The organism is Vandammella animalimorsus, from assembly GCF_002285285.1.
GTDB lineage: Bacteria > Pseudomonadota > Gammaproteobacteria > Burkholderiales > Burkholderiaceae_C > Lampropedia > Lampropedia animalimorsus.
The window spans coordinates 17430-29873 of record NZ_NSJF01000008.1; the positions used below are offsets into that span (position 1 = coordinate 17430).

Consider the following 12444-nt stretch of genomic DNA (forward strand, 5'->3'; position numbering starts at 1 on the left):
GCGCGACTCAACGACTGAAAAGGCGAATGATTGCGAACTAAAACCAGCCCATTTGCAAATATTGCGAATTGTCTGCCGAGGCCGTTGCAAGTGTTCGCCCCCTTAAGCGATGAAAAAAACCTTCATGGGCGTCAAACTGCGCCGCCTGCGCGCAGAGCGCGGCCTGTCGCAAGTCGCGCTGGCCCAAACCCTGGGCCTGTCACCCAGCTACCTGAACCAGCTGGAGCAGAACCAGCGGCCTTTGACCGTGTCCGTGTTGCTCAAGATCAGCCAGGCGCTGGGCGTGGATGTGCAGCACTTCTCCGAAGACGAGGAAATGCGCCTGGTGGCGGCGCTGCAGGATGCGCTGGCCGATGCGCCGCAGCCCGTCACCCTGCCCGAGCTGCGCGAACTTGCCGCGCAAATGCCCGCCCTGGCCCATGCCCTGCTGGCCTTGCACCGCCGCAGCGTGGATGCGCAGGCGCGCTGCGACGCGCTGGCCCTGCGCCTGGGCGGAGACGAGCGCGCCCAGGCGCAGCCTGCTGCCGAGGCGGCCGCTGCCACGCCGCGCGCCATGCCTTTTGAAGTGGTGCGCGACTTCTTCTTTGCCCACCAAAACCACTTCGACACGCTGGATCGCGCCGCTGAGGGCCTGGCCGCGCAGGCGTGCAGTGCCGGCGGGCCTCTGCCCGCCTGGCTGGAGCAGCGCCTGCACCAGCGCCACGGTGTGCGCGTTTTGCGCAGCGATGCAGCACAAGAGCGCCAGCGCAGCTACGACCCCGCCCAGCGCATCCTGCACCTCTCAGCGGCGCTGGAGCCAGGCCAGCAAGCCTTCCAGTTGGGCACCCAGCTGGCGCTGCTGGAAATGAGCGAGGCGCTCGACGCTTTGGCCCACCCGGCGGCCCTGCAGCACGATGTCGCAGCGCAGCGCCTGGCGCGCATCGGCCTGGCCAACTACTTTGCCGGTGCGTTGCTGCTGCCCTATGCCCAGTTCCTGCAGGCGGCCGAAAACCTGCGCTACGACATCGACCTATTGGGCCAGCGCTTTGGCGTCGGCTTCGAAACTGTTTGCCACCGCCTCAGCACCCTGCAACGGCCAGGCGCGCCGGGCGTGCCCTTCTTCTTCGTGCGCGTGGACCGCGCCGGCAACATCAGCAAGCGCCAGTCGGCCACGCACTTTCACTTCAGCCGCACCGGCGGCACCTGCCCGCTGTGGAACGTGTACGAGGCCTTCGCCCAGCCCGGACGCATCGTGCCGCAGCTGGCGCAAATGCCCGACGGCCGCACCTATCTGTGGGTGGCGCGTACCGTCTCGCGCGGCCGCCACGGCTGGGGCTCACCGCGCAAAACGTTTTCCATCGGTCTGGGTTGCGACATCCGTCATGCCTCCAGGCTGGTGTACGCCAAAGGGCTGGACTTGAAAGATCCTAGCGCCGCCATCCCCATCGGCATGGGCTGCAAGGTCTGCGAGCGCCCGCACTGCCCGCAGCGCGCCTTTCCCTACGTGGGCGAGGCCTTGCGCATCGATGAAAACCAAAGCCGCTTCTCTCCCTACGGTGTGGCTTGATGCGTTTTGGCGGGCTACGGATTGGCCTGGGCACTTGCCAAGATAGGCGCGCGCCGAGCAAGCCAAATCCCATGCCTGAGGGGCCATTGCGCATAGCTTGGATCGGCATTCAAGGTCTGTGCGGCATGGTGGGCCCAGTACGGGTCGAACAAGGCCTCGCGGCCAATGGCGATCAAATCGGCCTTGCCTTGCGTGAGTATGGCTTCTGCCTGATGGGCATCGACGATCATGCCCACGGCCTGGGTTTTGACATGGGCGTCGTGGCGAATCCGTTCGGAAAATGGGACTTGAAAACCCAATCCCCTGGGTACTGGCAGGGCGCGGGTTTCTTCCGTCAAACCCCCGGACGAACAATCGATGACATCGACGCCGCAGGCAGCAAGCTCTTTGGCCAGCACGATCGAGTCCTCCAGGCTCCAGCCGCCCTCGCTGCCATCGACGGCGGAAATTCGGCAAAACAAGGGCTTGCCTGCTGGCCATATGGCACGTACTGCCCGCGCAATGTCCAGTGCCAATTTCATGCGCCCAGCCAAATTGCCACCCCACTCGTCACGGCGAAGGTTGGACAGCGGCGAGAGAAAGCTGGCGACCAGATAGCCATGGCCAAAGTGCAGCTCCACAGCATCGAAGCCTGCGGCGTTGGCGCGCCGGGTGGCATCGGCAAAGCTGCGCACGATGGCGGCAATGTCTTGCGCAGACAAGGCCTTTGGGGCCGTCCATCCAGGGCCTGCCGGCAGCTTGCTGGGGCCAAGACGCTCCCACGGATGGGCGTCGGCGGCCAACTGTGCATCTGATAATGCTGCCCCGCCTTCCCACAGTGGCTGGCTGCCCGCCTTTCGACCAGCGTGCGCCAGTTGTATCCCAATGGCTGCACCATTGCTGTGTACGAAGTCGACCAGTGTTTTCAATGGCTCGATCTGGCTGTCTTGCCATAGGCCCAGATCGGCGGTGCCGATTCGGCCTCGTGGATCCACGGCTGTGCTTTCGGTGAGGATCAGCCCGGCGCCGCCCAGGGCAAACTTGCCCAGATGCACCAGATGCCAAGCAGTGGCATGGCCCGATTGGGCGGCATGCTGGCACATGGGCGAGATGACGATGCGGTTTTTCAGCTCCAGATCACGCAATCGGATGGGTTGGAAAAGAAGGGGTTGGGCTGGGTGCATGGCAATTACTTTCTGTGTTCAAGCGCAGTCCTTCAGGCCTCAGCCAATGGCCTGGGGCGTTGTTGGAGTTGCCAGGCGAGCAAGCCTGTCAGGACCACAAAGCCCGAGGAAGATATGAAAAACACCGTGGATAGACCGAGGCGGTCAACGATCCAGGCTGCGGCCATGATGCCTGCTGACTGGCCCACAAACAGCGTGCAGACAAACAGCGATACTGCCGTGCTGCGCACAGTCGGGGCCATTTGCGTGGCCTGGGTTTGCAGCGTGTTGTGTAGCGCATAAAAGCCCAATCCGGCAAGCCAGCAGGCGGGTACGAACCAGGCCCAGTGCGAGGTCCATGCCATGGTTGCCCAGGCCAGGCCAAGGCAGGCGCCGCCGAAGCAGGTTTGCGCGACCTCTCCACCGTGGTGCAGCAAACGGCAGGCGCAGCAGCTGTAGAACAGCCCGCCCAGTCCGTAAAAGGCAACGATGGCGCCTGCGGCCAGTGGCGTCATGTGAAAGCACGCCTGCATGTGCGCTGGGATGAAGGACAGGGCACCCAAAGCCAGCGCCCCTTCCAGACCTGTCACGATCAAAATCACTCTGGCCCAGGGATGGGATAGGACGTGTCTTATAGGGCGTTGGGTGCAATAGGCGCTGACCCCTGCCAGGGATTGGCCTGTGCTGGCGTTAGCGTCGGCCCGGACTCTTTGGCACAACGCCATGCCGCTGAGCAGGAAGGCCAAGCCCGTGGAGGCAAAGGCCAGGCGCCAATCGAACAGCGCGGCAGCCAGAGCGCCAAACAGCTGACCGAACATCATGCCGCACACCACTGCACCCGACAGTTTGGCCAGTGCCCCGGAGCGCTCGGAATAAGAAAAGTGGCTTCCCACCCATGCCATAGCCATGGGCACGATGCCCGCTGCGGTTGCACCCATGAGGATGCGACCAGCGACCAGCCATGCTAACGATGGCGCCAACGCTGCCGCCACACAGCCAATGGCACTGGCGCAACTGGCATAGCCCACCATCTGTACAGTGCCGTAGCGTTCTCCCATCAAGCCGTAGAAAAGCTGTAGCACGCCATAGGCCACGGCAAAGCCAGAGATGGCATAGCTGGCCTGCCCTGTGCTGACCCCAAAATCCTCGGCCAGTGCGGGCAGCATGGCGTCGCACAGCCGCATGGCCGCCATGCTGGTGAAAGCGCACACACCCAGTAGCCGGAACATGCTGAGCGAGCAATCAGGGGCTGTGGCCTGGTTTTCCCAAGCTGCCATGGCGAGGCTGCAGTGCTGGCTGGCGCGTCAACCCTCTAGCGCCCGCCACATTTCCAGATCGCGCTGCGCCGTCCAGATGCGCGGGTCGGGATATTGGGTGAGTTCGTCGTAGCAGCGCGTGACATCGAATGGCATGCAGTGCTCGAAGATGACCCAGTGACCATATTTCGGCCGCAGCGCGGTCATGGTGTCCTGATAAATCGTTTTGAGATCCTTGCCGGCCTGCACGCCTTGTTGCACACAGGCGCGCACGTCGGCAATGAAGCTGCGCGTTTCCCCGATGCCTTGAGCGATCGTCTCTGGCGTCGTCAGCGCCGCACCCCGGCCTGGCACCAATGCCTGGGGCTGCAGTGTGGCCAGGCGATCGAGCGTTTGCGGCCAATCCTTGAAGTAGGCGTCGCCAGCGTAGGGCGTCGCACCGAATTCGACCAAATCCCCAGACAGCAAGGCCCGCTCCTGCGGCAGCCACACCACGGTATCGCCCTTGGTGTGACCGCGCCCCAACTGCAGTAACTGCACCTCAAGCTTGCCAAGCCAGAGAGTCATTTTGCCCGTGAAGGTGATGGTGGGCCAAGTCATCCCGGGGGGCACAGTTTCTACCCCGGCGAACAGGCGTGGAAAACGGGCGATCTCGCTGGCCTTGTCCTGCTCGCCACGCTCAACGATCAGGTCGTAGGTGTCTTGGCTGGCCAGGACATGGTCTGCGCCGTAGGCGCTGGCACCCAGCACGCGAACGGCGTGGTAGTGCGTGAGCACCACGTATCGAATGGGCTTGTCGGTGACTTGCCGGATACGGCGGATCACATCCTGCGCCATGGCGGGCGTGGCCTGTGTGTCTGCCACCAGCACGGCGTCATCGCCAATGATTACCCCGGTGTTGGGGTCGCCCTCGGCCGTGTAGGCCCAGGCGTGCTCTGAGATCTGGCTGAAGCTGACCTGCTTTTCATCCAGGTCGGCTTGTGAAGCAAATTTCTTAGTCTGGCTCATGGGTGTTCCTTGTTCAGTGCGTTGATGGTTTCAGTGCGTGCCCAGGTAGGCTGCCTTGACCTTGGGGTTGTTCAGCAGTTCAGGCCCTGTGCCCTCTAGCGTGATGCGGCCGGTTTCAAGCACGTAGGCGCGATCGGCCACGCCCAGGGCCTGCTTGGCCATTTGCTCCACCAGCAAAATGGTCAGGCCCGATGCACGCAACTGCTCGATGGCGTGGAAGATGTCCTGGATGACCAGCGGTGCCAGCCCAAGCGATGGTTCATCAAGCAGCAGCAGTCGGGGTGCACTCATCAGTGCGCGCGAAATGGCCAGCATTTGCTGCTCTCCACCAGACAGAGTCCCGGACAGCTGGTGCTGGCGTTCGCGCAAGCGGGGAAAGCGCTGGAATTCGCGCTCCAGGTCGGCTTCAATCTGTGCCGTGTTTCTGCGGCGCGTGTAGCCACCCAGCAGCAGGTTTTCCCGCACCGTCTGGTCTGCAAAAACGCCACGCCCTTCAGGTGACATGGCGATGCCCAGCCCGACGCGCTCATGCGCCTTGACTTTGGTGATGTCGCTGCCATTGAAGCGGATGCGGCCTGCGGCGGCGGTCTCCAGGCCGCAAATGCATTTCAGCAGCGTGCTTTTGCCTGCGCCGTTGGCGCCAATGATCGTGACCACCTCACCGGCATGGACCTGCAGGTTGACGCCTTTGATGGCCTGGATCGCGCCGTAGGCCACTTGGACTGCTTCGAGTTTCAGCATATTGCCCCCCTGTTGCTCATGCCACGGTGGGGCTGGGCCCCGGCTCATCGATACCGAGATAGGCCTCAATGACACGGGGGTCGGCCTGTACTTGTGCAGGCTGCCCTTGTGCGATCTTGACGCCGTAGTCCAGCACGATCACATGGTCGGAGATCGACATGACCAGGTCCATGTGGTGCTCGACCATCAGAATGGTTACGCCATGCTGGCCAATGCGCACCAGCAGCTCGCCCAACTCCGCTGTCTCCTGAGGGTTCAAGCCGGCAGCGGGCTCATCGAGCAAGAGAAGCTGCGGCTGCGTGGCCAGGGCCCTGGCCAATTCAACGCGGCGCTGCAGGCCGTAGGGCAGGCTGGCCGCCCGATGGTGGGCCCAATGCAGCAGGCCCACCAGATCCAGCAGCTGCAGGGCCAAGGCTTGCGTGGCGGCTTCCTGCCGGATGGCGCTGGGCAAGGCCAGCAGCGAGGCAAAAAAACCGTTGCCCATGCGGCAGTGGTGCCCCAGCATCACATTGTCCAGAACCGATAAGTCGCCAAACAGCCGCAGGTTCTGGAAGGTGCGGCCCATGCCCATGCGGCAAATGGCATGTACCGGGTGCTCGGAGATCTCCTGCCCGAGAAAGCGGATCGAACCTGCACAGGGCTTGAGCAGGCCGGTGAGCATGTTGATCATGGTGCTCTTGCCAGCGCCATTGGGGCCGATCAAGGCGTGGATGTGCCCGCGCTGCAGCTCAAAGGACACGTCCTGCGCGGGCTTGACGCCGCCAAAACTTTTGGTCACGCCCTGCGCAACCAGCAATGCGCTGTCGTGGTCCGTGTCAGATTGCAAGGGCGAGGTGTCGCCTTCTTGGTTGACAGCAGGTGCGTCGGGCTTGGGGGCAAGCCACCTGGAGAACAGGCCCGCCACGCCGCCTGGCATCACGTAGAGCGCAAACAGCAGCAAAACGCCGTAGAGCAAATGCTGCACCGATGGCCAGCGCGCCAGCATGGCATCGACCAATGTCAGCACCACGGCACCGATCAATGGGCCATATTGCGACCCGGGGCCACCAAAGAGCACCAGCAGCAAAATGAAGATCGACAGATGGAATGTGATGAAGTCCGAGTTGATGTACTGGTTTTGCTGGGCCACCAGAGCCCCTGCGATGCCACAGGTCACGGCCGCAATGACAAAGGCCATGACTTTGGCGCGATAGACCCGCACACCGACCGATGCAGCGGCGATCTCATCGGCCTGCAGCGATTGCAGGGCCCGGCCAAAGCGCCCCTGCAGCACATTGCGCAGCAGCCAATGTGTCAGTGCGCACAGGCCAATGCCCAGCCAAACCCATTGCTGCGAGGTCAGCGGCTGTGCATTCCAGGTCAAGGGCCTGATGCCATAAATCCCTTGTGCGCCGCCGAACACTTCGGTCCATTCGCTCACCAGCTTTTCCACCACGATGCCAAATGCCAGCGTCACCATGGCAAGGTATGGGCCTTTCACGCGCAGCGAAGGCAGGGCAATGAGCACGCCGCAAGCGGCGGATACGCCTGCGGCAAGAACCAATGCAAACCATGGGTTGATGTCCGTGCGCGTGGTGAGCAGCGCCGCCGCGTATGCGCCTGCAGCAAACAGCCCGGCCTGTCCCAGGGACTTCTGCCCTGCGTAGCCCACCAGCACATTCATGCCGGCAGCGCAGAGGTAATAGACGCACATCATGAAGATGATGCGCAGGTAATAGTCGTTTTGCAGCAAAGCGATGAGGCCGGCCAGTGCGGCAGCCACCAGGGCCGTGCCCACCAAGTGTCGATAGCGCTTCATACTTTCTCCACCATCGCTTTGCCAAACAGCCCGGTCGGACGCAGCGCGAGCACCAGGATCACGAGAGCGAACACGGCCACTTCTCGCCACTGTGCAGACCAGAGGTTCACGAGTGACTCCAGCACGCCCAGCGCAAAGCCGCCGATGACGCAGCCGCGGGGGTTGTTCAGCCCTCCGATGATCGCGCCTGAAAAGCCTTTGAGCCCTACGGCCAGGCCCAGGAACAGCGATGCCTGGGCGATCGGCGCCAGCAGAAAGCCCGACAGGCCCGCCAGTGCAGAGCTCATCACGAACGCGCCGGCCATCATCGCGTTGGTGTTGATGCCCATGAGGCTGGCCACTTGGCCATTGGCGGCCACTGCGCGCATGGCCTTGCCGGCCATGGTGTGGTTCATCACCCAGTCCAACCCCAGCGTGATGACTACGGCCACACCCAGCGTCAGCAGCTCTTGCGGGCGCACGCCAATTCCCAGCACGCGGATGACCGAATCACCTAAGGGGCTGGGCACGACCACAGGCTTGGGGCCCCAGATGGCCAGGCCGATGCTTTGCAAAATGACGCCAAAGCCCAGGGTGCTCATGACCCAGGCCATGCCGGGGCGACCCGCAAAGGGGCGCACGCCCACGATGTACAGCAGCCAGCCAAGAGCACCCATGACACCCAGTGCGGCTGCCAAGGCCAATAGCTGGGCCCCTGTGCCAGGCTGCGTCTGGCCGAAGGTGGTTGAGGTCACGGGCATGCCCAGCAGCAAGAACAAGGCGCTCATGCTGATGAATGCCCCTGCCGAGACGAACTCCCCATGCGCGAAGTTCAAGGTCTTGGTGGTTGTAAACGTGATGCTGAAGCCCAGGGCGACCAGGGCGTAGGCGCCGCCCACGGCCAGGCCGCTGAGAATGGATTGCAAGACCGCTTCTGTCATGGTTGACTCCAGAGCGAGGGCCCCGGGTGGCACGGTTACAACCCGGTGGCGTAGAGCATCTTTGTGGGTGCTTATTTCTTGAAGTCAGCGCTGCTCAGCGCTTCAATGACCGAATCCGAGTAGGGCGCGAGCTTGCCGTCCTTCCAGCGAATCCAGACGAAATCCTCGGCCTTCAAGGCTTCGTGATTTGTGGCGCTGAAAGGCTTTTCGTAGGTCTTGAGCAGGCCCTGCACGGGCGCTTGCAAATCCTCCAGCGCTTGGCGCACGGCCTTGCCATCGGTGCTATCAGCCTGCCGGACTGCGGCGGCATACAGCATCACGGAGTCGTAGCCATGCAGGGCGAAGGAGAAGGAGCCGGGCGCCTTGAGTTTGGCTGAAATGCGCTCGAAGAGGGCCTGCTGCGCAGGGGTGTAGGCATCGGCCACCGTTCGCATGAAGATGGGTTTTTCTGCCAGGTTCTTGCCTGCGGCGTCATAGAAAGTGATGTTGTCGGCCGCCCAGGAGGTGAGTACCAGCGGGAAGTAGTCGATCTTTTCCATGCTGCGTACCAATTGCGCGATTGGCGTGCCCTGTGCCCAGACCACCACCGTGTCCACGCCGGCTGACTTCATTTTGTTCAGCTGGGAAGTCATGTCCGTATCGCCCACGCCAAAACGCTCAGTCGCAGCAACGCTGATGCCTTGCAGCTTGGCAATCTCCTCCAGATCCTTGAGCCCGCCTTGCCCATAGCCCGTCGTCTCTGCCATCAAGCCGATGCGCTTGGATTGCTGCGCATTCTTTTTCACATAGGCCATCAGGGCTGCCACTTGTTCCCGGTCCACCATAGAAATGCGGAACATGTAGTTCTCAGCATTGGCGCTCATGGGTTTGGTGATGTCTGTGCCGGATGCCACGTTGCCGATGACGGGAATCTTTTTCTGATTGGCAATGTGCTTCCAGGCCATGGCGTTGCCGGAGTTGGTTGGGCCGAATACGGCAGCCACCTTCTCGCGGTCGATCAATTCGCTCATATTCTGAATCGACTTGGGAGGCGCCGAGGCGTCGTCACGGGTGATCAGCACCAGCTTTCTTCCCAATACGCCGCCTGCTGCGTTGAGATCCGCGATGGCGGCTTCCATACCCAGCACCGCCGCCTGCCCGCTTTGGGCAGAGGGCGATGCTGACAAATCCCCGTTGTAGCCCAGCTTGATGTCTTGTGCGCTGGCCATGGCCGTGGCCACCAAACCGGCTGTGAGCAAGGCTCGCTTGAAGAGTTGAGAAATGCGCATTGTTGTCTCCTTGTTGGCTGTTGTGATTCAAAGTGAACAGGCCCATGAGTCGAGAGCGCATCCCATGCGCTAAGCGGCGAGGAATCCGCCGTCCACGGGCAAGGTGACGCCTGTGACATAACTGGCCATGTCCGAGGCGAGAAACACCACCGGGCCCACCAGCTCCTGCGGTTGCCCGACACGGGCCATGGGTGTGCGCTGCATGAATGGGGCCAGGCGCTCGGGAGCGCCGCGCGTGTAGGCCGTCATTGGGGTGTCGATCACCCCGGGCGCAATTGCATTGACCCGTACGCCATGCCGAGCCAGCTCCACCGCCATGGCCTGGGTCATCAGTCTGACGGCACCCTTGGATGGCGAATAACCCACCACATTGGGGATACCGACGCAAGAGGCGATGGAGGCTACGTTGATGACTACGCCCCGCCTGCGTTTGAGCGCGTCCAGCCAAGCCAGGGTCGGGAAAAAACTTCCCATCACGTTGACATTGAGCGTGCGCTGCAGGTTCGATGCGGCCTGTGGGCTGTCCAGACCTTCTCGAATGAGCATGCCGGCGTTGTTGACCAGGATGTCAATGTCGCCCACTTGCGCTGCCAGCGCTTGGCATTCGTCTTGAGAAGTCACGTCCAGCCTATGGGCCACTGCCTGAGCGCCTGCAGCATGAATTTGCGCTGCAACAGTCTGCGCGTTTTGGGCATCCAAATCCGTCACGATGACCTGAGCCCCCGCTTTTGCCAGGCCCTGCGCGATGGCTTGGCCATTGCCTTGGCCCGCTCCGGTGACGAGAGCAATGCGCCCATCGAGGATTCTGGGAGCCATGCATGCGGTGATTTCCATTGGGCCGCTCCTTGGATGCGCTGTTCAAGCGCTCGTGGGCAGTGCGGCCTGGTTGGCCAATGCCCGCCCGGCGATGTAGCCAAAGGTGAGGGCCGGGCCGAGCGTGATGCCCGCGCCGGGGTAATTTCCGCCCATGATGCTGGCGGCGTCGTTGCCGACCGCGAACAGCCCCGGCACGGGCTGCCCGTCTTTCTGCAAGACCCGGCAATGCCGGTCCGTGGCCAGACCGGCGAAAGTGCCAATGTCCCCGACAACGACCTGGATGGCATAGAACGGGCCATGCTGGATTGGCGCCATGCAAGGGTTGGGTTTGACCAGCGCATCGCCCTGGTAGCGGTTGTAGGCAGTGCTGCCTTTGGCGAATCGGGTGTCAGTGCCCGATATGGCATCGCGATTGAACGCTTCGACCTCCTCCTGCAAGGCATCCGGGGGGACGCCGATGGCTTGCGCCAGCGCTTGCAGGCTGCCCCCCCGCTTGAGGTAGCCGCTTTTCAAATGCTTGCCAATGGGCAGCGGAAATGGAGCCACTGCGCCCATGCCGTATTCACGCAAATGCGCGTGGTCACACACCAGCCAGCAGTTCACAGCAGGGCTGCCGGCGCAGGCCTTCACCAAATCCTGGATGAAGTCATGGTAGGACAGGGCCTCATTGGTGAAGCGCCTGCCCTGGGCCGTGACGGCAATCACCCCCGGCTTGGCGCGATCGATGAAGTGCGGCATGACCCCATCGGTGCCATCCTTGCGCTTGACGATTGAGGTAGGGCACCAGGCGGCGGCATTGGGGATGGTTGGGTCCACCCAGCCGCCGACGGATTCGCCAAGGCGCAAGCCATCGCCGGTATTGGGCGTTGGTGATGGAGTGAAATGCTCATGGCCGGTGGGCGCATGCGGGAACAATTGCTTGCGGCGCTCAATGTCATGGGGAAAGCCGCCGCAGGCGAGCACGACCCCACGGCGCACGCGCAGGTCTGTGGGCTGGCCCTCGCGAACCACCGTCGCGCCCACGACCCGACCTTGATCGGTGATGAGCTTTTGCGCTGGGCAGTTGAGCCAAACGGGGATGCCCAGATCCAGACCGGCCTTGAAGAGTCTGCCAGCCAGCGCATTGCCATTGGTCAGTGTCATGCCCCTGCCGTGCTGCAGCACGTCGGCGAAGTGCTTGCCAAAGCGCTTGGCGACATACCAGAAGGACTCCAATGACTTGAAGGCGCGCAGGAAATGCCAGAGCTCCTTGCCGGATCCCAGCATCATGCCGAACACCGTCAGCTCCGGCACGGGGGGCGCCAGTTGCGCGACGTGTTGCCCAAGCTCTCTGGCGTCGAAAGGGCGCGTCACCATAGAGCGCCCACCTGGCTGACCGCCCGGCGCTTCGGCGTGATAGTCTGGAAACACAGCCGGCATGTCGAACTGGACGCAGGTGTTGTTCGTAAAAAAATCGATGGCCTGGGGCCCGTTCTCGATGAAGGCGGTCACGCGGTCGGCATCAAAGTGCGTCCTCGCTTCATGTTGCAAATAGCTGCGCGCAGCATCCACAGGCTCATGAATGCCTTGCTGCTTGGCCAGTTCGGTGCCAGGAATCCACAGCCAGCCGCCCGAGCGTGCCGTCGTGCCGCCATAGACGGGGGCTTTCTCCACGACCAATACCTTCAAGCCTTGGTGAGCAGCCGTGATGGCTGCTGACATACCGGAAGCGCCGGTGCCTATCACCAGAACGTCATACATGGATTCCTGCTCGCTCATTGCTTCATCCCTTGCCATCGCCGGTCATTCCTGGTTTGGTTGTATAAATTAGCTTAATACTAATCCATGTTTTATTTACTAATGGTTTACCCTTGATGTATGCACTTGATATTGTTTGATGTGGCTGGCAGACGCAGAGCTGGTGTCAAAGCAGCGCATCGCAGCATTGGGGGCGGGAGGTTGGCAGCTAG

General features: G+C 62.3%; 10 protein-coding genes. 1 reads left to right on the forward strand and 9 read right to left on the reverse strand.

Annotation, left to right across the window (positions count from 1 at the left end; translation table 11 throughout):
• Positions 1–109: 109 nt before the first annotated feature.
• Positions 110–1546, forward strand: a complete 1437-nt coding sequence (locus CK620_RS12635; RefSeq protein ID WP_095550607.1) for a short-chain fatty acyl-CoA regulator family protein — start codon at positions 110–112, stop codon at positions 1544–1546.
• Positions 1547–1560: 14 nt separating this feature from the next.
• Here the strand turns inward: CK620_RS12635 and CK620_RS12640 are convergent, their stop codons facing one another.
• From CK620_RS12640 to CK620_RS12680, 9 genes are all read right to left on the reverse strand, one after another.
• Positions 1561–2709 carry an NADH:flavin oxidoreductase/NADH oxidase gene (locus CK620_RS12640; protein ID WP_095550608.1) on the reverse strand — a complete coding sequence of 383 codons (1149 nt, stop codon included), beginning with the start codon at positions 2707–2709 and terminating at the stop codon, positions 1561–1563.
• Between the two features lie 32 nt (positions 2710–2741).
• Positions 2742–3965: an MFS transporter gene (locus CK620_RS12645; protein ID WP_095550609.1), complete on the reverse strand. Its 1224-nt coding sequence runs from the start codon at positions 3963–3965 to the stop codon at positions 2742–2744.
• Positions 3966–3992: 27 nt separating this feature from the next.
• Complete coding sequence (locus tag CK620_RS12650; protein WP_095550610.1) at positions 3993–4952, reverse strand: MBL fold metallo-hydrolase; 960 nt, start codon at positions 4950–4952, stop codon at positions 3993–3995.
• A gap of 30 nt (positions 4953–4982) precedes the next feature.
• The gene (locus CK620_RS12655; RefSeq protein WP_095550662.1) at positions 4983–5693 is read right to left on the reverse strand and encodes an ABC transporter ATP-binding protein; all 711 of its coding nucleotides are present in this window, start codon (positions 5691–5693) and stop codon (positions 4983–4985) included.
• Between the two features lie 16 nt (positions 5694–5709).
• Positions 5710–7491 carry a branched-chain amino acid ABC transporter ATP-binding protein/permease gene (locus CK620_RS12660; RefSeq protein ID WP_095550611.1) on the reverse strand — a complete coding sequence of 594 codons (1782 nt, stop codon included), beginning with the start codon at positions 7489–7491 and terminating at the stop codon, positions 5710–5712.
• Positions 7488–8411, reverse strand: coding sequence for a branched-chain amino acid ABC transporter permease (locus CK620_RS12665; RefSeq protein ID WP_095550612.1), 924 nt, complete (start codon positions 8409–8411; stop codon positions 7488–7490). Before CK620_RS12665 ends, CK620_RS12660 begins: the two co-directional genes overlap by 4 nt.
• A gap of 71 nt (positions 8412–8482) precedes the next feature.
• Complete coding sequence (locus tag CK620_RS12670; RefSeq protein WP_095550613.1) at positions 8483–9679, reverse strand: ABC transporter substrate-binding protein; 1197 nt, start codon at positions 9677–9679, stop codon at positions 8483–8485.
• A gap of 69 nt (positions 9680–9748) precedes the next feature.
• Complete coding sequence (locus tag CK620_RS12675) at positions 9749–10513, reverse strand: SDR family NAD(P)-dependent oxidoreductase (RefSeq protein ID WP_238946131.1); 765 nt, start codon at positions 10511–10513, stop codon at positions 9749–9751.
• A gap of 24 nt (positions 10514–10537) precedes the next feature.
• Entirely contained in the window at positions 10538–12253 is a 1716-nt protein-coding gene (locus CK620_RS12680; protein WP_095550614.1) for an FAD-dependent oxidoreductase, read from the reverse strand.
• Positions 12254–12444 lie beyond the last annotated feature (191 nt).